This is a genomic window from Algoriphagus taiwanensis (assembly GCF_036245645.1).
Classification (GTDB): Bacteria; Bacteroidota; Bacteroidia; order Cytophagales; family Cyclobacteriaceae; genus Algoriphagus; species Algoriphagus taiwanensis.
Genome location: NZ_BTPE01000001.1, coordinates 464,168 through 487,703 on the forward strand (window position 1 = coordinate 464,168; position 23,536 = coordinate 487,703).

Annotated in this window: 17 protein-coding genes; 7 read left to right on the plus strand and 10 right to left on the minus strand. The window is 45.8% G+C overall.

Going from position 1 to position 23,536, the window contains the following annotated elements:
• Positions 1–32 precede the first annotated feature (32 nt).
• Together AAA938_RS02030 and AAA938_RS02035 are read right to left on the minus strand one after the other, a co-directional pair.
• On the minus strand, positions 33–3,065 hold the full coding sequence (locus tag AAA938_RS02030; protein WP_338226947.1) for an AAA family ATPase: 3,033 nt from the start codon (positions 3,063–3,065) through the stop codon (positions 33–35).
• Positions 3,062–4,291: an exonuclease subunit SbcD gene (locus AAA938_RS02035; protein WP_338226948.1), complete on the minus strand. Its 1,230-nt coding sequence runs from the start codon at positions 4,289–4,291 to the stop codon at positions 3,062–3,064. The genes AAA938_RS02030 and AAA938_RS02035 overlap by 4 nt, the downstream gene beginning before the upstream one ends.
• 429 nt (positions 4,292–4,720) lie before the next feature.
• Between AAA938_RS02035 and AAA938_RS02040 the strand changes: the two genes are divergently transcribed.
• The 7 genes from AAA938_RS02040 to AAA938_RS02070 all read left to right on the plus strand — a co-directional run bounded on the left by AAA938_RS02040 (position 4,721) and on the right by AAA938_RS02070 (position 16,437).
• On the plus strand, positions 4,721–5,239 hold the full coding sequence (locus AAA938_RS02040; protein WP_338226949.1) for a septal ring lytic transglycosylase RlpA family protein: 519 nt from the start codon (positions 4,721–4,723) through the stop codon (positions 5,237–5,239).
• Between the two features lie 21 nt (positions 5,240–5,260).
• Complete coding sequence (locus tag AAA938_RS02045) at positions 5,261–6,355, plus strand: DUF4221 family protein (RefSeq protein ID WP_338226950.1); 1,095 nt, start codon at positions 5,261–5,263, stop codon at positions 6,353–6,355.
• Between the two features lie 495 nt (positions 6,356–6,850).
• Complete coding sequence (locus tag AAA938_RS02050) at positions 6,851–7,888, plus strand: NHL repeat-containing protein (RefSeq protein WP_338226951.1); 1,038 nt, start codon at positions 6,851–6,853, stop codon at positions 7,886–7,888.
• Between the two features lie 92 nt (positions 7,889–7,980).
• Complete coding sequence (locus tag AAA938_RS02055; RefSeq protein WP_338226952.1) at positions 7,981–9,051, plus strand: efflux RND transporter periplasmic adaptor subunit; 1,071 nt, start codon at positions 7,981–7,983, stop codon at positions 9,049–9,051.
• A gap of 3 nt (positions 9,052–9,054) precedes the next feature.
• A complete protein-coding gene (locus AAA938_RS02060; protein WP_338226953.1) occupies positions 9,055–12,099 on the plus strand; it encodes an efflux RND transporter permease subunit in 3,045 nt (1,014 codons plus the stop codon).
• Entirely contained in the window at positions 12,096–15,206 is a 3,111-nt protein-coding gene (locus AAA938_RS02065) for an efflux RND transporter permease subunit (RefSeq protein ID WP_338226954.1), read from the plus strand. Before AAA938_RS02060 ends, AAA938_RS02065 begins: the two co-directional genes overlap by 4 nt.
• 61 nt (positions 15,207–15,267) lie before the next feature.
• Positions 15,268–16,437, plus strand: a complete 1,170-nt coding sequence (locus AAA938_RS02070) for a hypothetical protein (protein ID WP_338226955.1) — start codon at positions 15,268–15,270, stop codon at positions 16,435–16,437.
• Positions 16,438–16,464: 27 nt separating this feature from the next.
• On the opposite strand, the gene AAA938_RS02075 is transcribed toward AAA938_RS02070, so the two are convergent.
• From AAA938_RS02075 to AAA938_RS02110, 8 genes are all read right to left on the minus strand, one after another.
• Entirely contained in the window at positions 16,465–17,805 is a 1,341-nt protein-coding gene (locus AAA938_RS02075; RefSeq protein ID WP_338226956.1) for a DUF5723 family protein, read from the minus strand.
• A gap of 226 nt (positions 17,806–18,031) precedes the next feature.
• Entirely contained in the window at positions 18,032–18,727 is a 696-nt protein-coding gene (locus AAA938_RS02080; protein WP_338226957.1) for a hypothetical protein, read from the minus strand.
• Between the two features lie 138 nt (positions 18,728–18,865).
• Positions 18,866–20,233, minus strand: a complete 1,368-nt coding sequence (locus AAA938_RS02085) for a Gfo/Idh/MocA family protein (RefSeq protein WP_338226958.1) — start codon at positions 20,231–20,233, stop codon at positions 18,866–18,868.
• A 146-nt stretch (positions 20,234–20,379) separates the two neighbouring features.
• The gene (locus AAA938_RS02090) at positions 20,380–20,595 is read right to left on the minus strand and encodes a hypothetical protein (protein ID WP_338226959.1); all 216 of its coding nucleotides are present in this window, start codon (positions 20,593–20,595) and stop codon (positions 20,380–20,382) included.
• A 29-nt stretch (positions 20,596–20,624) separates the two neighbouring features.
• Positions 20,625–20,960 (minus strand): DUF5615 family PIN-like protein, encoded by a 336-nt coding sequence (locus tag AAA938_RS02095; RefSeq protein WP_338226960.1) that lies wholly within the window; start codon positions 20,958–20,960, stop codon positions 20,625–20,627.
• Positions 20,957–21,199 (minus strand): DUF433 domain-containing protein, encoded by a 243-nt coding sequence (locus tag AAA938_RS02100; protein WP_338226961.1) that lies wholly within the window; start codon positions 21,197–21,199, stop codon positions 20,957–20,959. Before AAA938_RS02100 ends, AAA938_RS02095 begins: the two co-directional genes overlap by 4 nt.
• A gap of 107 nt (positions 21,200–21,306) precedes the next feature.
• On the minus strand, positions 21,307–22,380 hold the full coding sequence (locus AAA938_RS02105) for an Ldh family oxidoreductase (protein WP_338226962.1): 1,074 nt from the start codon (positions 22,378–22,380) through the stop codon (positions 21,307–21,309).
• Positions 22,381–22,481: 101 nt separating this feature from the next.
• The gene (locus AAA938_RS02110; protein WP_338226963.1) at positions 22,482–23,423 is read right to left on the minus strand and encodes a Ppx/GppA phosphatase family protein; all 942 of its coding nucleotides are present in this window, start codon (positions 23,421–23,423) and stop codon (positions 22,482–22,484) included.
• Positions 23,424–23,536 lie beyond the last annotated feature (113 nt).

A 23,536-nucleotide genomic window follows, 5' to 3' on the forward strand; every position in this document is an offset into this window, starting at 1 on the left:
CCATTTAACCTTGAAGACCTTTGTGGCAAAAACTAATAAGAATACCGGATCTGTGAACCCCGATCAGCATCCAATTCCACCTGTGCAAAGACCCCGATCTCCTGCTGCAATTCCTCGACGTGGCTGATGATGCCCACCACCCGATTTTCATGGCGAAGGGCTTTGAGGGTTTCAAATACCACCCGAAGGGAATTCCGATCCAAGGCTCCAAAACCTTCATCCAGGAAGAAAAAGCTTTGATCGGCCTGATTGAGTGCTTTGACTTTTTCAGCCAAGGCCAAAGCCAGACAAAGGGAAGCCTGAAAGGTCTGTCCGCCCGATAGCGTTTTAAGCAGTCGCTTTTTCCCTCCGTTCAGGTAATCCACCACCCAAAAGGTATTGCTGTCGTCGATTTCCAGACTGAGGCTGTTTTTGGTCAGCTTCATAAAGCGCAGATTGGCTGTATTGCAAAGCTCTCGGAGGTAGATCGAGCTCACGTACTTGACAAAACCTTTCCCGAAAAATAACCTTTCCAGCTCCCGAAGCCCTGTCTCCCGAGCTTCGATTTCCTGAAAAGCCTTGCCCAGCTTTTCCTTCTCCTCCAGCTTTTGGTTCATTTCTTTCAGGGATTCCTTTAGGAGAAGGAGTTGATTTTGCAGCGTTTTGGCTTGGGTTTGGAGTTGCTCCAGCTTTTCCTGCATGGCTTGGTAGGCGTCTTCAGAAAAAGTGAGCACGCCTTCTTCCGCTTCCAGTTCGGTCATGCGGGAGCGGGTGATGGCCAGTTTCTGGTCGAACTGTTGGATTTCCAGGGCAGTTTTCTCCGCATCCAGAGAGTGATGAAATAGCCGAATCAAGCCTGCCTCGTCCAAAAATCCATGTTGACCTTTCAGACTGTCAAACTCTGCGCTCAGGGAAGTGATTTTTTCCCGGTTTTCATGAATCTGCTTTTTATAATTTTCAATGTCTGACAAGTTCCTGGTTTGGGCGGTTCTCCTTTCCTGAAGGTGCTTTCTTTTTCCTTCTAGGAGTTCGGCTGCTTCTTCGATATCCCGCTCGACTTTGGCGATGGCAGTTTGGATAACTTGGGAATCCTTCTGGAAAAAAGGCCTGCAAAAGGTTGGGTCTTTGATTTCCTCCTGCTTGGATTGGATTCGGGAGGAGATATCCTGAACTTCCATTTGTGCCAATTGCAACTGTTTCTCTGCCTTTTCCGCCACTTCACGGCCTGCATTCCAGGATTTCCGTTGGGTTTGGATTTGCTGGAGCAAGCTTTCTTTTTGAGTGTGGGTTTGAGCAAGTTGGGTGATCTGTTGAGTCAGCTCTTCCTCGTTTGTGATATTCAACTTCTTGAGCTTTTCCCAAAAATCCTTTTGCTGTGCTTCCAACTTTTGGATTTCCTTCAACTTGTCTTGCAGATTTCTCCCCAAGTTTTCCAGGTTGTTCTGCTCGACTTTTTCCTTTTGGATTAGGGCCAAAATCTTTTCCAGCTCATCCTTTTCCCGGCTGATTTGGAGTTCTTTTGCCTTGATTTGGCTTTCATCGGCTTGACTTTGGATAGGATTGGGGTGCTCATGAGCGCCGCAAAGCGGGCAAGGCTCTCCGTTAACCAGCAAGTGGGCGTGGGCATTCAGGCCCTGCTTTCTCAGGAGCTTTTCCCGCTCAGTTTCGAGAGAGAGAATGACGGACTTTTGGGTCTGAGTCCAAGATTCCAGACTTTTTTCCCCTTTTGGAATTCTTTGGTTGATTTCTTCCAAAAGGACCCTGATTTTTCCGTCTTCCTGCTCAAAATTCCCTTTGATCCGAATCAAGTCTTGAAGCCGTTCCAGATTGGATTTCGATTGACTTTGCGTGCTTTTCAGCTCAGCGAGAAGCTCAGGGTTGGAAGCAGGAAGTGCTTCGGATTGTTTTTCCAGGTTCTGAATGGAAATTTCAAGTTGGCTTAACTGGGATTTTTTGTCTTCCAGTTCGGGCTGAAGACTTTCAACTTGCTTTTGAGCGGCTTCCAATTTGCCGCTTATCTCCTGAATTTCGATGACTTTCCGCAAGTCCCGGATTTTTGCTTCCCGGGCTGGACGCTCTTCGTTTTTCCTGCGAAGCTCGACTTCTTCGGCCTCGAGTTGGGCAATTTCTTTCACGAAGCCCTCTTTGAACCGCTCGCAATCCGTCAAACTGACCTCGTATTTTTCCAGGTCTTTTTTTCGGTCCTGCAATTGATCCCAAACCGGACGGAGGTAGGTTTTGGCGGTGATAAAGTCCTTGTGCAGCTGCCGCTTTTCTTCCATTTCCGGCAGCTTTTGCTCCAAAGTGCTGAGTTGGATTTTTAGCTCTTTAAGCTGGAGAAATGCCTTTCGGCTCAGTTCTAATTTTCGGAACTCCAGATCAGCTTCGGCTAGTACTTTGGTTGCTTTTTGACTATCGGCTTCGAGTTGGGTCTTTTCATCTTTCTTTTCCTGAAGGGATTCGGGAGAGATGCCTTCCAAATTGTCCAACAGGGCCTTCAGGCGGGTTTTTTCCAGTTCAGCAGCTTTTCTGAGCTCTCCGGCTTTGGCAGAAAGATCAAAGCGATCCAATCCAAACAGCTGCTGCATCATATCCGCCCGTTCTTTGGGGGACTGATCGATAAACTCCCGGAATTTACCCTGTGGAATGATGATCGTCTGCTTGAAATGCTCCTTGCTCATGCCAAGCACGGCATCGGCCTTGTCCTCAATGGCTTCCCAATTGCCACCCACTTGTTGATAGAAAATGTGCTCCCCGGTATCGATTTTCTCGGGGTCTTTTTTATTTCGCTTGGCAGAATAGCGGGCGAGATAGGTTTGGGCATTGTTATTTCCGGCGCGGAAAGTAAAGTTGATCAGCAGGTGATCGCTCTGCAGATTGACCATGGAAGAGCGTTCGCCCGTGGCTGCCAGTCGCTCGGTACTGCCATAGAGGGCGAGTAGAATTCCTTCTAAAATGGAAGATTTGCCACTGCCCACAGCCCCGAAAATCCCAAAAAGTCCGGCAGCGGTTAGGGAGTCAAATTCCACGGTTTGTTTTTCCCGATAGGAGTAAAGGCCCTCGATTTCCAGTCGTACAGGGATCATGCGGGGTTGGTTTGGCTGATGATTTCTTTGAAAAGTCCAAGCAGTTGCGCGTTGGGTTCCTGCCCTTTTTCGCTTTGGTAGTAAAGCCGGAAGAGCGTCTCCATGTCTTTGCCCAAGTCATCCACATGCAATGCAAAAGATTCCTGAACGCCGGCATTTTTGAGTTGCGGGATCAGACTGACGATGCCGTCGTGGGCTTTCATGATGGCTTTTCGGGTGGTCGCATCGATGGATTCGTCAGCTATGAAAGTGATTTCCACAAAGCAGTAGGGGTTGGATTCCAGCCAAGCGAGCGTGTCGGCTAGGTTGTCAAATTTCACCTTATAGAGCGGCCGGCCCTGCTTGAGCCCGATGGGCTGATAGCTGACTGGCTTTCCGGCTTCAGCTTCGATGATTACCACCTTTTTCTCCTGATCGGCTTCGGAAAAGGAATAGGCAAGCGGCGAACTCGAATATACCACCGGAATCGAATCATGACCCACAGCATGGTAGCGGTGGAGGTGACCGAGGGCTGCGTATTGGATTTGGCTTGGGATATTTTGAGTGAAAAGAGCCTGTGTGCCTCCCACGTGGAGGATCGGTCGTTCGGATTCGGGTTCGGCCTCGGCCTTTTCTCCTTCCTTCATAAAAAAGAAATGTCCCACAAAGAGATTCAGCCCCTTTTCATCGCAATACCGATCGGCCAAGTCCTGCCATTTGGATGCGAGTAGCTTTCGAAATTCTTCTTCCCGGTTTTCCTCTCCGAGGTAGGTGCGAAGGCTGACTTCGTTGGCGAAAGGGGCCAAAATCACCCGAACGGGGAACTCCACCTGAGGTAGTTTGAGCTCCACAAACCCGCTTTCAGAATTTAAGATCTCTACTCCGGAATCCATTTTTCCACAAGGAATTACAGAATCGTATCGGCTGTAAAAGAAAATGCCTAGCTCGCGGGCCAGTGGATCGGGTGCCTCGACAAACTGGGTGCTGTCGTGATTGCCGGAGATAGCGATGATGGGTCGGGTACCGTTTTTGGACAAGCGACGGAGTGTTTTGTAGAGCAATTCCACCGCTTCGTGGGCGGGGTTGAAGCTGTCAAAAATATCCCCGGCAAGCAGAACGAGATCAACCTTTTCCCGGTCGGCGATTTGGCAGATTTCGTCCAGGACGAGCTTTTGCTCCTCGAGTCGGGAGTATTCCTGCAGGCGCTTGCCCAGATGCCAGTCGGCGGTGTGGAGGATTTTTAGCATGCTAGTTTTCAGTTTTCAGTCGCAGTTGGCAGAATACTAGAATAAAAGTAGGTCTTTATGATCCAAATTAAGGGTTTTGTTGATTCTTCTCCCTTAGTATCACCTCGACTTGATTCGACTTAGCTCATCAACCGTCACTCGGTGTCCGTGCAGTTGGTTTTTTGGAGGAGGGGAGGAATATTCAGCGCAGCCGCATATTCCTCCCCTCCTCCTATTAAAACTTTAAAATCCGGTGGCCGAGCGAAGTCGAGGCCATTTTACTATCGTAAGAAAGGGTTTCCTCTAGATTCTAACTGATATCTTTTGATCAACTGACTTAAGAATAGGAACTAAGGTAGCCCTAGGCGGGAGATATGCCAAGGGAAAGGAAGGCGATGACAGGAATTGGCACTTTTATTGGAAAAAGGGACGAAAACCCTAGCTTCGAAAGTGATTTTCCGACTTGCCCTGCTTATGTTCTTTGTCTCGCTTTCGATTGAAAGTTTTGGACAGGTGGACTCTTTGTTGATTCAGGAGGGAACGGCGAGCTTTTATGGGAAACGTTTTCACGGGAGGAAGACGGCTAATGGAGAAATTTTTTCCATAGATAGTTTGACCGCCGCACATAAGCGGCTTCCCATGGGGACCGTGGTCCGTGTCATCAATCAGAAAAACGGCCTGTCTGTAGTCGTCCGGATCAATGACCGATTACCCGCGTACTCCAAGCGTCAGATTGATCTGTCTCGAGCGGCTGCAACTCGCCTGGAAATGATTCAGAATGGCTTAGCACAAGTACGCATCGAGGCGGTGGATTTGGAGCAACTGGATAAACTTGTCGAATATTATGCGGACAAGGAACATCCGGGATTGAGAATAAGACCTTATTATCGGAGTATTGCGGCGCCAAGGAGAGAGATGGACCTAGGCTTAAAAGAAGTTAAGAAAGGATCTGTCTATTTATTTCATTAGTCGGTTTTAGTTTCTTAGGGGATGCGAATTTTGATTTTCTTTTTTGCCCTAGGCATTATGATATCCTGTGATTCCAAAGAGGAGGTTTCTAATCCAAAGGACTCATTACAAGTTAGCTCCCTTTCCTTCCCTGAGTTGGCCCCCTTTTCCATCCGTATCTCTCATGTCAAAGGCGATACCCTGTATTTTGTGGATGAAGCCGGAACCAGGCTGTCCAAGTTTTCTCTTTTAGATAGGCAGGTCTCGCAAGTGGAAATAGACTTGATCGGCGATTTTAGGCCGTCCAAGATGCATTACATTTCTGCTGACTCGATCCTGTTTTACGATGGGGCCAGGCTGTTGCTTTATCGAGCCGGTGGTACTGACCAACAAACCTTTAGCTTGCTTGAGGGATTGGCTCAGATTTCCGGAGAAGTCTACGCCGAGTTTCCCTACGAGCGCATAGCCTCGAGTTTGGTTTATCTGAAGGAGCTGAAAAGTGTGCTTTTTTACTTTGCCAAGGCCGAAAAGGAGAAGAAACGCATCTTTGCAGCCTATTCTTTGGAAAGCAAAAGCTGGACTTCTTTTCCCATCCATCATCCTTCGGAGTTTGACGGAGTGGAGTTGAACTACACCACGTTTCCTTCGGTGGCTGTAGGGCAAACTGGTTTTGCGTTTATTTACTCCATTTCCCCCGCTGTCTTGACATATAATTTAGATTCCGGAGAACAGCGGGAAGTCCCCATTTCTTCTTTTGGAGGAAGGCAATCTGCCGAGCCTCAAACCCTGCGGGATACTTGGGATGAGGCCTATTTCCAAAATTGGGTAATGACTTCTCCTAATTATTTGAAACTTCTCTACGATCCCTACCGAAAAGTCTATTATCGCATTTCCCAAATGGCGTTGGGGAAAGAAGCACCTGTAGGAGAGGACAATTACACCTCTCTACTCAGGAACAGGCAACTTTACCTGACTGTCCTAAATGAGAAGCTGGAAGTCTTGGGAAATTATCCCTTGGAAAAAGGAAAGTACGATCCCTCTCGTGCTTTTGTCTTTTCCAAGGGCCTTTGGATACCCTACCCGGCTGAACTTATGGAAAATGAAGGGCTGGACGGAGACCTAATCAGCTTAGCGTAGCTAGCTAGTTGATTGGAAATAAATCCGTTAGCATTACTAACTAAAAAATTTATCACTGAAAATCAACTACTTGCATAAATGTGGAAAAATATTTAAAAACTACACTTGTTTTTTTTTTTTTTTCAAATGTAAACTTACCAACGAAAGATCAAGGTCGGCGCCGGAGTCTGGATTTTTTGCAGAGCTAAGGGTTGGTTCTGGAGAGTTTTTAACCAATTAATTCTTAAAAAAATGAAAAAAGTTATCTTTCTATTTTCTGGCCTTCTTTTAATGACAGTTGTGGAAGCGATTTCATGTACTGCTAGTGTAAACTGTGCAGGAGGACAGACCATTTCTTGTTCTGGAAATGCAACTTGTAATTCAGGTCGTGGATGGGTTGAATGTACATGGAGTGACGGCGGAAGGAATTTTGGAAGTTGTCCGGTTCAATAATTTACTCGATTAATGGACTCAATTTATATGGAGTTCTCTTTTTTAAAGTTTAATTAAAGAGATATGAAAATAGTGTTTTTCTTTTTTGCAATTGTGTTTTTATTTTCTTCATGTAAAGAAATCAAAAACAAAGAAGTAACTGTTCTTGAATTGATTCCGGAAAAAGTCATTAGTGAAATAGATAGTTTATTTTTTGTGAATGTTAATCTTGCCTCAACAAAAAAGGATGGTAATTTTATTTTAAGTCAATATCCGTCATATATCGCTAAGGTAAATTCAAGTTTTGAAAAAGTATGGATCTACGATCAAGAAGGAGAGGGACCGATGGATTTAAGTTATCCTGAACAATTGGTTTTGGATGGCAGGAATATTTCCATTCTGGACCATGGTAATCAAAGCCTTAAAATTTTCGGTATGGATTCTGGAACTTTTATGTCTTCATTAAGATTACCCGAACCCGTGATGAAATTTAGATTTTCTAAATCTACTAAAGGCACATATTTCTTTTCAGTTTTAGATTTTGTTTCAAATAATTCTATAATTGAAGTTGATTCTAGTGGAAATTTAATAAGGCATTTAGGCACACTATTTCCTGAAACTGGAGTTGGTTCAAATCGACAAATGAAATATTTTCAATTAGATGAGAATGATAATATAATTTTTGTTGGTGCAAGTTTGCCATATATAGAAATAGTTGATTATAAAGGAGGTAATCAAAAAAGATACTCTTTGGAACAATATGAACCAATAAAAAGAGCATTGGATTCAACTGAGAACGATATCAAAACTAATAAAAGAGGAATGGGTACCAACTCTATACCTTCATATATTATAGATGCTCAATATGTCAAAGGAAGGTTGTATCTTTCTTTTACAGATAGAATTGGTCTAGATCGAAGTAAAGCTAGAAATCTGCTAGAATTTAAAATTAGTACCGATGGTTGCGAATTATCTAGAGTATTTAAGTTTAATACAGGTACTCAAGATGATGAATTTCATCCTCAAAACTTTTTTGTTGATGAAGAAGGAGAAAAATTATTAATACAAGGGCTAATCACAAAAAATATATATGAGTTTAAAATTCCGAAAGAACCAACTTGAAAAACTAGTGATAAAAAAGTTGAATTAAACGAATATTTAAAGTTGAGTTGTTATTTTCGTGCATTAGTTCGATTACTTCCAACTCGTACCACATGCGTTTTTCCTTTTATTTACTCTTTCTGTTGATTATCAGCTTATTAGGCTGTACTGAGTCCAAGACCGAATCCCAAGAGATTCCTTCCGAGTCCTTCCGAAATGAAGTGGCTGCTACCGAAGTCCGCGTGGCCACCGCTGAGCGGAAAAGCTTTGACTACCTCATCAATGCCGCCGGCAAGCTGGAGGCACTTTCCGAAGTCAAGGCCCTCGTGGAGCGGGAAGGTTACCTCGAAAAGGTTCAGGTGCTGGAGGGACAGTTTGTCCAAAAGGGTCAAATCATCGCTACTCTCGATCGTCGGGAGGCGGAGTTTGCGCTGGAAAAGGCCAAAATCAATCTCACCAAAGCCCAATCGGAACTGGAAGTGCTCAAGGCTCAGTTTCAGCTTGCGCTTGAGTCCAAAGATCCTCAGGTGGTCCAAACCGTGGAGGAGCGGATTCGGGTGAACTCCGGACTTTCCCTTGCCGAAGTAGAGCTTAAAGAAGCCGAGCTTAATCTAGCCCGCTGCGAGGTGCGTGCACCTGTTTCAGGCAAAATCGCCAATATCAAATTCAAGGAAGGCAGCTTGGTGACCAAGAATGCGGAGTTTGCCGAGATCCTCTCCACTGATCAGCTTTTGCTTCGGGTCAAGGTGCTGGAGTCGGACGTTCCCTTGATTTCTTCCAGTCAAAAAGCCGAGATCTATCCCATCTCCGATCCTCAAAATGCGCTCGATGGGCGTGTCATTGCTGTCAATCCCAAAGTGGACGAAAACGGACTCGTTCAGGTGACGCTGAGCCTAAACTCCTCCAAGAATCTCCTTCCCGGCATGAATGCCCGGGCCATCATCCGCGCTCCCCAAAGCAACAGCCTGGTCGTGCCCAAGGATGCCGTGGTCTATCGCTCCGGTAGACCGGTAGTCTTCACCGTAGAGGGGGGCAAGGAGTCCAAATGGAACTACGTGGAAGTAGGCCGGGACAATGGACGCGAGATCGAAGTGCTGGACGGAATCCCCGAGAACAGTACCGTCATTACCTCCAATAACCTGCAACTAGCCCATCAGGCCCCTGTCCAAATCGTAACCGAGTAAGCTATGATCCGATTTTTGCTGGAGCGGCCGATCGCGGTGATGATGTCCTTTTTGGCCTTGGTGGTCTTTTCGCTCATTGTCTTCCGCCTCCTGCCCATCTCACTTTTGCCCCCGATCGATGTCCCGCAGATCGTGGTCAAGGTCACCTATCCCAATGCCTCCCCGGAGTCCATCGAGCAAAATGTGCTGCAACAGATTCGGGAAGGACTGATCACTCTGAATGGGCTGGAAGAAATGGAGAGCAAGGCCGGTTCGGAAGTGGGGACGGTCCGACTGACCTTTGACTACGGAACCCAAATGGAGCTGGCCTACATCGATGTCAATGAAAAGATCGACCGACTGGTCAATTCCCTCCCAAGGGACCTGACCCGACCCGAAGTCATCCGAATCAATACTTCGGATATTCCTGTGGCCCGGGTGCAGGTGATTCCCAAAGAAAATACCGACCCGGTGGAAGTCAGCCTCCTTGCCGAAAACGTCCTGAAAAAGCGAATCGAGCAGCTTCCGGGTGTCTCTCTGGTCGATATCAACGGGAAGCGGGAGCGGATCATTTCCGTGCAGCCGGATGATGAAGCTTTGGCGGCCTTAGGGATGACTCAGAAAAATCTTATCGAAGCCATTCAGGCTGGAAATGCAGAATTGCCTGGCATCAGCGTCAAGGACGGGCAGTTTCGCTACTTTTTGCGTCTGGCAACCCGAGTCGATACCCCAAATGACATCGAATCCCTTCCGGTCCGGTCTCCCAAAGGAACTCTCGTCCCTCTGGGCCGGGTAGCCAAAGCCCGCTACGAAACCCAAGAGATGCTGGGATTTCACCTGTTTGGCCTGCAGGAAGGGCTGGTCATCACCGTACACAAGCAGGCTTCTGCCAAAATGAACGAGTTGATCCCCGAGCTGAAAACTTCCCTCGATTACTTCCGGGCAGACTATCCTCAGGTGGACTTTGAACTCACCCAAGACCAAAGCAATCTGCTCAATGCCGCCATTTCCAACCTGCAGACCAGTTTGCTTTTTGGGGGAATCTTTGCCTTTGCAGTGCTCTTTTTGTTTATCAAAGACTTCCGGATTCCCCTGATTATGGGGGTGAGTTTGCCGACTTCCTTGCTGATCAGCTTCTTGGTTTTTTACTTTTTCGGCATTTCGATCAATATTATTTCGCTTTCAGGCTTGGCCCTGGGGATTGGGATGCTGATCGACAATGCGATCATCGTTTTGGACAATATCACCCGAAAGCGGGAGTCCGGACTGCCTCTCTTTGAAGCCTGCGTACAGGGTGCCAATGAGGTGATGGGTGCTTTGATCAGTTCGGTGCTGACGACTTTGGCGGTATTTGTTCCCTTGGTGTTTTTGAGTGGGATTTCCGGGGCCTTGTTTTATGATCAGGCGGTAGCTGTGGCGGCGATTCTTTCGGTGTCGCTGATGGTGGCCTTTGTCCTGCTTCCCCTTTTGTATTGGCTGATTTTCCGGATTGGAAAAAGACAAAACCTTCAGGGAGAGCCCAAGGCGTTTTTGAAAACTTTGGGCCTGTATGAGCGGGTATTTTCCTTGGTTTTTGCCCGGAGGAAAATGGCCCTTATCGCCTTTTTTATCCTGATTCCTTTGGGATTGGGCTTGGGCCTTCTGCTCCCTTCATCAGGACTTCCCGAAATCGAAAAGCCGGACGCTACCTTGGAAATTGACTGGAATGAACCCATTTCTGCTGCCCAAAACCGGGATCGGATGCTCAGTTTGATTCAGGGAATCAGGAATTATTCCCAAGCCGAGACGGATGTGGGGGTGCGTCAGTTCCTTCTTTTTGACGGAGACAATTCCATTCAGAAATCCCTCCTTTACCTGCTTTTCCCTTCCGAAGCTGAGAAAAATACGCAAATCGAAATCTTGAGAGCGCGATTGGTGGAGGAGTTTCCTTTGGCGACTTATGTGCTTGGAGATGCGCCCAATGCTTTCGATCAGCTTTTCTCCAGCAATCTGCCTTTTTACGAAGTGAGATGGAAAGACCTCACTCAGAAGAAACCCATTCCTGCCGAAAAAATGAAGCCTTGGCTGGCTGATTTTCCAACACAAGAATGGACCCCGGGGCCGGGATTGCAGGAAGAGCGGTCGGTGGTCTTTTCCCTTTTGGCAGAGAAGCTGGCCTTGTACCAGACTCCCGTGGAGTCGGTGCAGGAGCAGCTTTCCCGCTTGTTTGGGGTGTTTACGATTACGGATATCCGGCGATTTGGGGAGGTGACGCCCATTCGCCTAAAGGAAAATCAGGATCGCTTTGAGGATTTGCTTCGCAATACCCGAATCTTTGCCTCGGACAGTACCTCCTACCTGTTGGGAGAATTTGTGGATTTCCGATACACCAATCAGTACAAGTACATCACCGCAGACCGGGGAGGAATCTATCAGAGTGCGGAGGTGGAAGCCGAAAATCCAGATAATCTGGCCGGAGACTATGTGAGCTGGGGAGTGGGGCATGACCTGGCCGTGGAGATGAAGGGACAGTATTTTAGAGACCAGGAAAATCTCCGTCAATTGATCGGGATTTTGGGTGTGTCGGTCTTACTGCTGTATTTTATTCTTGCGGCCCAGTTTGAAAGTTTTGTGCAGCCACTGATTGTGGTGTTTACCCTGCCTTTGGGGATAGGAGGAGCATTTTTGATCCTTTTACTCACCGGTTCCTCGCTGAATGTGATGTCCGCAATCGGGCTGGTGGTGATGCTGGGGATCATGGTCAATGATGCCATTTTGAAGATCGACACGATTAATCGCCTGAAGTTGGATTTTGCGAAGGATACTTCCCTCAGCGAAAAGCAAATCCGGGAAAAGGCGATTCATGAAGGGGGAAAGATCCGACTCAAGCCTATTCTCATGACTTCGATTACCACGATTTTGGCGCTGATTCCGATCATTTTCAGCGCGGGATTGGGAGCGGATTTGCAGCGGCCTTTGGTCTTTTCGGTGATTGGAGGCTTGACGATCGGGACAGCCACTGCGTTGTATTTCGTGCCGCTGATGTATTGGTTTTTTGATAAAAATGTAGGGAAAAGAGAAAAGCTATGACTCCATTTCGGGTTTTGATTGCTTTTGTGGTGTTGGGAATTTTGGGGTTTGCCACGGTTCCCCTGCTGTCCGTGGATTTGAATCCCCGGGAGCGGGAACCCGTACTTTCGGTCGGTTTTACCATCCCTCAATCTTCTCCTGAAATCATCGAAAAACTCGGCACCTCTCCGTTGGAAGGGGCTTTTTCCCAACTTACAGAGCTAAAGCAAATCAAGTCCGTATCCAATTACAATCAGGGCTCGGTTACCCTTCGCTTTGATAAGAAGGCGAATATGGAACTGAAGAAATTCGAGGTGCTTGCCTTGATTCGGCAGATTTATCCGCAACTGGATGAGCGCATGTCGTATCCGGTGGTGACCCAAAGTGCCGAATCCCGCTCGGATATCAAGACCCCGATTCTCACCTACAGCGTGAATGGGCCTTTTGCCAGTTTTGAGATCAAAAAAATCACTGAAGATGTACTCAAGCCTGCGATCACCCGATTTGCGGAGGTGGAGGAGGTGCAGGTGCGTGGTGCCAATGATTTGCAACTTTATGTGACCTTTGATGGGCAGCGCTTGCAGGCTTTCGGCCTGAGTCGAAATCAGCTAAGTCAGGAGCTGACTCGAGCCTTTGGGCAGCAGTTTCCCGGGACGGTCTACAACAATCAAGGTGAGACGCTCTTTGTAACCCTAGATCGGAAATTGACCAATCTGGAGCAGTTGGAAAACCTGATCATCAAGCAAGACCAAGGCCTGGAAATCCGCCTTCGGGACGTGGCCAAAGTCACCCTGGAGGAGGCGGAGCCGATCAGTTTTTATCGGATCAACGGAAACAATTCTGTGACTCTATCAATCTACAACCGGGACGGAGTCAACAAAGTCCTGCTTGCCAAAAGTCTGAAAGCCTCACTGGAAGCGGCAAAGGTGAATTTACCCCAAGGCTTTGAAGTCAGGCTGGAGAATGACGACACGGAGTTTTTGGAGAAAGAGCTGAACAAAATCTATCAGCGCTCGGGCCTTTCCATTCTGATTTTGATTGCCTTTATTTTTCTGATCAACCGAAATATCAAATACCTGAGCATTCTCTTTTTGGGGATTGTGGTCAACCTGAGTTTGACCTCGATGATCCTCTATTTTTTGGGTGTGGACATCCATTTGTATTCCATTGCAGGCCTGACGATCAGCTTTGGGCTGGTAGTGGACAATGCCATCGTGATGATGGATCACCTGCATAAGTACCGCAATCGAAAGGTGTTTATGGCCCTTTTGGCGGCATCCTTGACGACGGTGGCGGCCTTGCTGCTGGTTTTGCTTTTGCCGGAGGAAGACCGGAAAAATCTTACGGAATTTTCCATCGTAGTTTCGGTCATGTTGGGAGTCAGCTTACTGGTGGCTTTGTTTTTTACCCCGGCTTTTTACGAGGTTTTGTTTAAAGATTCGGTGGTGAAAGGGAGAAAATTGAGCATCCCTCAGCTGCGCACCCGTGTGAATTGGCTGAATCGATACGAGCGAATGGTCGGAGGGACTTCCCGCTTCCGAAAAGCTTTCCTTTTTGGGGTGATCTTGCTATTTGGGACACCGATTTTCTTTTTGCCTGCCAAATGGGAAGGGCAGGAGTGGTACAATAAAACGGTCGGAAATACCTTTTACCAAGAAGAAATCCGACCCTATGTGGACAAAGCACTTGGTGGTTCTCTGCGGATGTTTGTGCGGGGTGTGTATGAGAAAAGCAGCTATCGTGAACCCGAAAAGACGCGTCTTTATGTCTCAGCCCGACTTCCTTTTGGCAATACGCTACAGCAGATGGATTTCATCATGCGGGAGTTTGAGGAATACCTGAAAGGTGTGGAGGGCATCGATCAGTTTGTGACTTATGTGATTTCAGGACAATACGCTCAAATTGTAATCACTTTTAAGGAAGCCTACGAAAAAGGGGCCTTGCCCTATCAGCTCAAAGGGAAACTTTCGGTCAAATCCACGGATTGGAGTGGGGCACAATGGAACATTTACGGGGTCGGACAGGGCTTCTACACCGGTGGAGGAGGAGAGGGGATTCCCAGCTTCCGAGTGGAGATGCGCGGGTATAATTTTGACGAGTTGGAGCGGCAGGCGGATGTCTTGGCCGAAAAGCTCCTACGCCACAAGCGAATCCAAACCGTCAATACCAACGAGCGGCTCAGCTATAATGAGCAAAAAACGCAGGAGTATGTCCTCCGCCTGGATCAAAACCAAATTGCCCTAGGAGGGACTTCCCAATACGAATTGGTCAATACGCTTCAGGACCTTTCCAAGCCTCAGCGCCCGGCGGCTTACCTGAATTTGGCAGATCAAAACTATGGACTCATGCTCAAGGAGGAGCAGTCGGAAGACTTCTCCAAGTTTGATTTGGAGCAAAAGGGCCTATTCAGTGGAGAGGAGAAAATCGTTAAAATTTCGGATTTCGGGGCCCTTTCTCTGGAGACGACGACTAATGCCCTACACAAGGAAGACCGGCAATACCTGCGGGTGGTTTCCTTTGAATACATGGGTTCAGCGAAATTTGGAAACGAATACCTCGAGGAAGTATTGAAAGAACTGAAAGCTCAAATGCCGATTGGCTACGAAGCCAAAAAGCAGGAATGGGGCTGGAGCTTTGAGCAGACCAAAAGGCAATATGGGCTTTTGGGGCTCCTGATCGTGGCTATTTTCTTTATTTGCACAATTCTGTTTGAGAATTTCCGTCAGCCCTTCTTGATCATCTTTCTGATTCCGATCAGTTTTATCGGGCTGTTTTTGATCTTTTCCCTTTTCGACTTCTACTTTGACCAAGGAGGCTATGCGGCTTTTGTCATGCTGGGTGGATTGGCGGTGAATGCCGGGATATTCATCTTGAATGATTTCAACAACCGAAGTGGGAAAAAAGAAAACCGAAAACTTCTGAAATCCATTGCCGGCAAAGCCATCCCCATTTTGCTCACGGTGCTTTCCACCTGCTTCGGTTTGATTCCTTTCCTGATCGAGGGGCAAAATGAGATCTTTTGGTTTTCTCTGGCGATAGGAACCATAGGCGGGCTGGTTTTCAGCTTGCTGGGGGTATTTTGGATCTTGCCGGTGATGATGTGGAGGAAGGTGAAAAAGCAGGCTTGAAAAATAAATTGGATTTGGTGTCCTATTTTTTAATCCATTTAGCGATAAACAAAAAAACAAAATGAGAAAGCTGTTGATTTTTGGGAGCCTTGTTCTAGGCATTGGGAGTTGTAGCGAGGAAAAAAGTGTTGAAAAAGCCTCCGGATTTGAAGCGGAATTGGAATGGGTGGATTCGGTCGTGGTAGATTCTTTTTATGACCTGACCCTTGCGGCGGTAGATGCTGAGGATGGTCGCATGATATTCAAAGACCGTTCTTTGAGTCATATTTATTTAACTGATCCCGCGGGGATGATTTTGGATACGCTGCAACTCAAAGGAGAGGCCCCAGATCAGGTAGCTTTTCCGGTGGAGTTGGTTTTTGATGAGGGGAATTTGATCATCAAAGATATGGAAGCCGGTATGCCTTTGAATTTTTTCACCAAGGATTTCAAAAAAATGAAAAAAAGTCCTCCTCTAGCCCTTGGACTTAGTTTCCTTGAGATTAACCCTTTTTGGGTCAGCTTTTCCCCTATACAGTCCGAAGGAAAAAAGCTTATCGTGGGTATGGAGGGAAATGGAGTAGATCCCGAGTTGATGACCGAGAGCTGGAAAAAGGCCGAGTTTTATTCTCAGGCGAAGGCTGGATTTATTTATGATCCGGAATCGGATTCACTTTGGAGATTCAATTCCTTCCCGGAGAACTGGGAATTCAGGAAAAATGGAGAATGGAAAGGACAGGTTTTTCCTTTTGTGCAAGCGCTGGAGAAGCGAGGTTTGATCGGGATTTTGCCAAGAATCGGGAATCAGTTTTTTCTTTACCAATGGGAAAATCAAAAGCTGAAGCTTGTAGGAGAAACTTTCTTAAGCCATCCCGATCGAAATGAGGGATTGGAGTTTGATCCAAAGGAAGATTACTTTCTTTATCCCAGTTTCACAGACTTAAAAAGTGGAGGAAATTTCTTTTTGATTCAATTCCATACCGAGATTCCAAAATCTGCGCGTGATGAATTTAAGGCAAGAAATCCCAATTATATGAATGATCAGGAATTCAATGAGGTATTCAAAAAATACTGGAAAGACAAGTTTATTTTGGTGAATCACTTAGGGGAAAGTTTTGCACTTAAAGAGCTTCCCGTGGAAGGTAAAGTCCATTTCGTGGATAAAAATGATGTCGTCTACATCAAGCCCAAATCCGAAGTGGAAATGGATTACAATGTGTTCTACCGCTACAAGATCAAAGACAAAAGTTGAAAATTGCCAAAGCTAGATTCCTTTGATTTAAAGGGTAGAGTTGGCTTTTACCCCCTTTTTGTAAATGGGGATTTGAACTCCAAAATAAGCATCCGTACTTCTGGAGTTTTTGGAAATTAAATTGGTGAGAATAGAGCCAGAGCCTAAGATCACAGGACCCAATCGAACGCCTACTCCCCATGATACACTTCCATCGTATTGACGGTAGGAAATGGGACTATATAGGCTGAACCAACCTGTTTCCATTCTTGGAGTCAGAACAAAGCTGTTAATTACTTGACTTACAGGAAACTCTTCGTTGGATTTTAGACTGATAGAGCCCTGTGCTGAAAGATAAAATCGGTTGCTCAGCGCATAGTCCGCAAAAAGCTGAAGAGAAGTAGGCATTCCCAAGTTGACAGTTGCACGTTGTTGGCTTCCAGAATAGTTTTCTTCTAAGAATTCAATTAAATCCTGCTCGGGAATTTCATCCAATAGAAGGGTTTGGTTCATGTCATAGTCCCAGTCATTGAAATTTTGGTATCGGATGCTTCCTAGATCCAAGATTGATACGCCTACTTTGAATTTGTACCCATCAGTGTAAGCCTTTTTACTTTGATCTTTTATTTGAAAAATAAAACCCAAGTCTGCTCCAAATCCGGATTCTAAATCGCTAAAAATGTCATCTTCTGAGTCAAAGTTTTCTGAATAGCCAAAATTTAGGTTACCCCGCGTGGTCAGGGAATTGGGAGTTTCCAGATACACGGCACCCAAAACCCGACTGTACCCAACAGCTCCGCGGCCTCCTGCGAGATACTTGATCGTGGCAGCTCCTCGAAGGCTGTAAGCTTCATTTTCTACCAGTACCCTACCGTAGGTAAGACCAATCTCTGCCCATGTATGAGCAATTCCTGACAAGTCTTGCATCACTACCTCAAAACTACCAGATTCATCTTCACCAACAATGGTCTGAAAGAATTCCCCACCCACGTTGTTGAGATTGAAAAAAGTCCGAAACCGAGTTGTAAGTGCCAGACTGTTTTTTGAATCCAAATTAAGCTGGAAGCCAGGGCCAAATAAATCCAGATTGCCCACAAAGTTGTTGTCAGGCTTGGGATTTAGATTAGAGTTTTCCTGAAACTTTTGAAAGTTGGTGACTTGATCCAGATCACCTAGGCTGAGCCCTATGTAGTCATTGCCTACATAGGCACTAACTGAGAATAAGTGGATCTCTGATTTGAGCCGGGGGTTAATTACGTTAGCCGGATTTAGGCTGAGTCCTTTTATTCCGGCTCGATTATCAATTTGAGCTCCAATAATGGTTTGGGATATCGCGTCTAGTCGCCCAAAGAACATCAGGGCCAAAAAGCTGAGATGATATTTATTCACAACAGAGTAGAGTTAGTGGTTTTCTGAAAAAGAAGAAGGGCTGAATAGTCTAGCCTAATTTCCCTTCATTAGACAATATCAGGTTTTTATCTCAAAATCTGGTTACGGACAAGTTAAGAATCCCACTAAATCCTAGCATTAAGAATAACAGGTCGGATAGAAAATAGAACTGACCTCAGGAGGTGTTTTTTTAAAACAAGAATGTTTTTTAAACAATCAATACGCGTTATAAGCCAATGTAAACCAGCCCAAAAGAAATGACGACCTGTTCCAAAGGTGCCTTTCTGGTTTCAAATTCAAATTGACCTCCTCCTCCAGGTAAAGGCACATAGCTTACGTCCCCTTTTGTCAGAAACCTTAGATCGCTGCTGCTCTGATAGTTGGCTTTAAATTCTAAAAAGAGCCCGGGTTCTGCGGCAATGGGGATTTGGACTCCTGTACCCAAGCTATAGGCAAGGGTCCAGTTTTCCATGTCTTTTCCTGCCTCAATTATTTCCTCTGAGAGGATGGTTTCCCTGACCTTGTATCGAGTATAGAGGTAATTAGCTCCAAATTTTCCTTCAAAAAAGTGCCTTATTTTGCCCATTGGATTGGTCTGATAGCGGATGACGGCCATTCCGGTAAAAATGTTGTTGTTTCTTCGGAGGCGAAGTTCATCATTGAACCCCGGATATAAATCGGTTCTCCTTTCCAGCTTGCTTCCATAGATACCATAGCCCAGTTCCACGCCAAGAGATACCGGTGCGGTAGGAGCTTCATAGAGGAAAAGGCCTGAGAGAGATGGGATAAACAGGCCTCCTACTTCATTCTTCAACTCTCCTACGGCTATCCCTCCATTGAAAAGGCCCCCTGCAGACCATACCTGGGCTGAAAGGGTCTGAGAAAATAGCGATAGGAAAAGAATAGCGAAAAGGTTTTTCATAGGACCTGAACTTGATTTTTCTTACGGAAAACTACCCAACTGTGGTTCGTTTAGAAGATTAGCTAGTTTAAATTTTCCCACAAAAAAATCCCGAATAAAGGTCTTATTCGGGACTTTGTTATCTAAGTGATTGGAAAATTAAACCTTGTCTGGCTCAGGATGAACCCAAGGACCTCTGTAGGGTCTTCTCAGCTTGGCGGTAGCCTCAGGATCGTCGATCACTGTCCTGGTTTTCGGGTCATAGCGAAGTGGTCGTCCTCCCAATTCCATAGAGATATTGGCCAGAATACAGGCAGCAGTAGAGATGTGGCCTTCTTCCACATCGGCAATCGGTAGTGTATCCTTGTCGATGGATTCCAGCCAGTCTTTCATGTGAAGACGAGTAGCCGGAGCGGCATTGAGTTCGATTCGGTCTTCAGTCAGGTCTTCAGGATATTGTTCCCGCTCAAAAACACAGTCGAAGTGGATTTTCTCCTCTTTTTGATCGTATGGGAAATAATCCGCCTGCATGGTGCTGCCGGCAAGCATTCCCTTCTCTCCATAAATCTTAAAGGACCAGGGATATTCAGGGTCTACCGGATTTCCCCAAGTGCGGTGCTGCCATACCACATTCAGTTCAGGAAACTCAAAGATCGCGGTTTGGGTGTCAGAGATATTGGATTTGCCTTCCTTCTGTACAAAAATCCCACCTGTGGAGGTGATTTGGCTAGGCCAGCCCAGCTTGAGCATCCAGCGAACGGTGTCCAGCATGTGCACGCACATATCTCCTGTGATTCCATTGCCATATTCCATGAAAGTTCTCCACCAACGGATATGAGGAAGCCCATCGTAGGGGCGCATGGGTGCCGGTCCAGTCCACATTTCGTAATTGAAGAAATCGGGCACGGGCTCTACGGGAGGGTTTCCGTTGGCCCGCATGTGGAAGTAGCAGCATACCTCAGCATGGCTGATTTTGCCCAACTTTCCTGTGTCAATGATCTGCTTTTTGGCATCAATCAGGTGTGGAGTGCTTTTTCGTTGGGTTCCGATCTGGCATTTACGATTGTATTTCCTAGCGGCAGCCAAAATTGCTTCCCCTTCAATCACATCTACCGAAATAGGCTTTTGCAGATAGACATGAGCGCCGGATTTCAGTGCTTCTATAGCTTGAAGAGCATGCCAATGATCCGGAGAACCGATCAGCACCAGATCGCATTTATGTTTTTTGAGCAATTCCCGGTAGTCTTCAAAAAGCTCGGGTACGTTTTTGGATTTTTGCCGTTGGGAGACGAGTTCACCGGCGGCAGTAAGCATGTTTTTGTCTACATCACATAGGGCTACCACTTCCACGTCAGCTACTTGGATGAGTCGGAACAGATCGGATTTACCATACCAGCCGGTACCGATTAGTGCTACTTTCAGCGGGCCTTCCCGATCTTTGAAGTCCATTCCAAAAAGGCCAAAACTGGCCAAAGTCATCAGGGCAGAAGATCCTTTCAAAAAATCTCTTCGATTCAATTGATTCATAGGTTTTTGGGTTAAAGCATTTTGTTGATCAACAATTTACAAAAAGGGTACTCAGATGCAAACAGGGTAGGGATGGGAGGGGGAAGTTGTAAGGTGGAAAGGTTAAAAAAGTTATAAGGTTAATGATCAAGGAGGAGATAATCTCTTTATTTTCTGACTTTAATCTGAAAAAAAGTCTTATTCATTCTAGGCGGATTGTCCAAATCATACCCGTAGGCGATGCTATTGAGGTATTGGTGAATCCGAAGTCGTTCCTGCCAAGTTGTATCTCGGTATTCTTTGGCATAATTGACTTGTTCAGAAGTGTTTCTGGCTTGAAAGGCAGTTCGGTCTAGTCGATATTTTTTCGGCGAATCGCTCATTAAAGAAAGAGTTTAATAGCTTCTTTTTCTTATCGAGTTTTTATCAACAAGGGTAAGCGATCTGAAAAAAAACTAAACTCTCTTTTGATTAAATCAAGGATGATTTTCCCTGGATCTTCAGGCTCAAATTCATTTAGTCTAAAAAATATCACTCCTGAATCTGGTTTTAGTCCTTGCCTGAAGATTAATTCTCCGTAATCCGAGTCATGAGTCAAGATAGTTAGATTTTGTTTGATAGCTATATTCATTACTTCCTGATCGGAAACCCCTTGGAATTTTTCAGCAATCGAAACTACTTCGATTTCATTTTCTCTCAGGAAAAGAATGCTTGGCCAAGGAAAATTTTCATTTGCTAAGAAGCTCATTGGGAAAGTATGCCTCGAATTTCTACCATTAATCCATCTTTAACGAAATCATTCAAATAGGAAAAAACTGCTTGTAAATCTTCCTTTTTCAAATGCGGATAGGATTCCAAAATCTTGGATTCTGACCATCCATCGGCTAGCCTCTCTAAGATAAATTCCACAGAAATTCGGGTGCCTTTTATGATAGGTTTGCCAAGAAGAACATTTTTATCTGAAACAATTCGATCTTTCCATTCCATGATGTAAAATACAGAATTATTGAGGAATAGGTTCTCGAAATAGATCTTTAAAAGAGAAAAGCGAGTTTTTTTAAAACTTAAAAATTTGAATAAACCCCTTCCAAGCATTAAAACTTAACCCCAAACCGTTCTCCTAATTCAGTCAAATCTTTGACCACCGGGTCCAGCAAAGGAATTCCATCTTTCATCCGGATATATTCCAATTCTCTTTCCGGATCACCCGGGATTATTACCTTTTCATTTCCGGGCGTGGTCTCTGCGGTTCTGAATCTTCTGATCCAGTTGTCCATATGGGATTTGAATTCATCCGCGGGACGGAAGGCATCTACCCGCATAGCTCCAAAAAAGTGTCCGATTCCCTCACCCACCAAGTTGGGAAGAGGATCCAAAAATGCCACAAATGGAGGGACCCAAGGTCCGTAATTGGCTCCTGAAAGTACAGCAGAAAAGATATCCACGATTGCTCCCAAGGCATAACCCTTGTGAGAACCATGCTCCCGATCTCCACCTAAAGGAAGAAGAGCTCCACCATCTTTGACTCCATTGGCGGACGTGGTTGGATTCCCGGATTTATCCTGCACCCAGCCGGTTGGGGTATCTAGCCCTTTTCGTTGAAGAATTTCCAGTTTTCCATTGGCAGCAGTGGTAGTTGCCATGTCAGCGACAAATGGAGGTTCTTCTTTCGCGGGAATAGCAACGGAAATTGGATTGGTTCCAAGGAGTCTTTCTTTGGAAAAAGTGGGGGCTACCAGGGGGCTGGCATTAGTCAGGGAGATTCCGATCATATCCTGTTCCAAAGCCATCATGGCATGGTATCCGGCGATGCCGTAGTGATTTGAATTCTTGACAGAAACCCAACCCGTTCCCACATTTTTGGCTTTTTCCATAGCCACTTTCATTGCAAAAGGAGCGACCACCAATCCCAGACCGCTATCCCCGTCGACCACAGCTGTGGATGGAGTTTCGTAGGTTACTTTTACCTTGGGTTTGGCATTGATTCGGCCTTTTTCCCACAGCCTCACATAGCCGCTCAGCCTAGCCACACCATGACTATCTACGCCCCTTAGGTCAGCCGATAGCAATACTTCTGTGGCGGTCTTTGCGTCAGATTCCGGACAGCCGATTTGGAATAGCATGTCGTAGGTAAATCGGTAAAGGTGTTCGTAGGAGAAGTTTTGCATGAAATATTAATTGTCGATGAGGCAAAGATAACTGATCGAGGAAATCATCAGCTTTGGTTAGGAAAGAGATTGGCCTCTTTTAGCCTTTGTGGCTAAAATCCTTAAACTGCTACTTTTCCGGACAAAAGACGGGAAACTGCTCCCTCTTTCAAGGAATAATGGGAGCAGACAATAGCCTCTACTGGCACATAGCGAAGGATAAATTCGATCAGGCAGCTGGCTACTACGATCATATCCACACGCATAGGAATCATTCCGGGGATATTCAGTCGTTCTTCTCGATTTTTGGTTTTGAGCAGCTCAAAAATCCGCTCGAATTCAGCTTTTGGCAACTCAAATACATGCTGTCCGGTGAGCTTGCACTGAAGCATGGATTCAAAATAAATATCCGTCAGCGTATCAAACGTCCCTGATGCTCCCACAAGTCCGGTTGGCTTGTACTGGTGAATGGCCTCCAATAAGGGAGATAACTTTTCCTGGCAGTGGGCTTCCAGCTTGTCCACCTCTTCGGGCAAAATGGGATCATGATAATGAAAAGCATCCAAAAGGCGTTGCCCTCCGATTTCGAAGCTTCTTTTCCAGAACACTTCCTGAGAAGTCCCGATGATGAATTCCACCGAACCTCCTCCGATATCCATCATCAGATTGACATGGCCATTGAGAGAGCCAGAGAGATTGATTCCCTCATAAATCAACTGGGCTTCCTCTTCTCCGGAAATGACATGAATTTCTATACCTATATCCTCTTTCACCTTTTGGACAAATTCTGCCCCATTACTGGCATTTCGGACTGCTGATGTTGCAAAAGCAAAAACCTGATCGATGTTTTCTCCATCAATCAGGTTTTTGAAATGCTTGAGGGTATGAAAAGCCCTTTTTTGGGCATCTTGAGCAAGTTGATTTTGGCTGATACCGCCCTGACCAAGCTTTACCGGGATTTTTTCTTTGTAAAGTGTTTTGAAATCGACGCCATTTAATTCCACCAATAACAAATGAAATGTATTGGTCCCCATGTCGATCACCGCAGCCTTTCTGGTACTCATATTCTGCCAAAATTTTTGGATGGGCGAATATAGAAAGTTTTTGAAAAGTTCAAGGTTGAACAGCTCAGTCGATTGAAAAAGAGTGAGAGTCAGGTAGAATCGGTTATTCATCT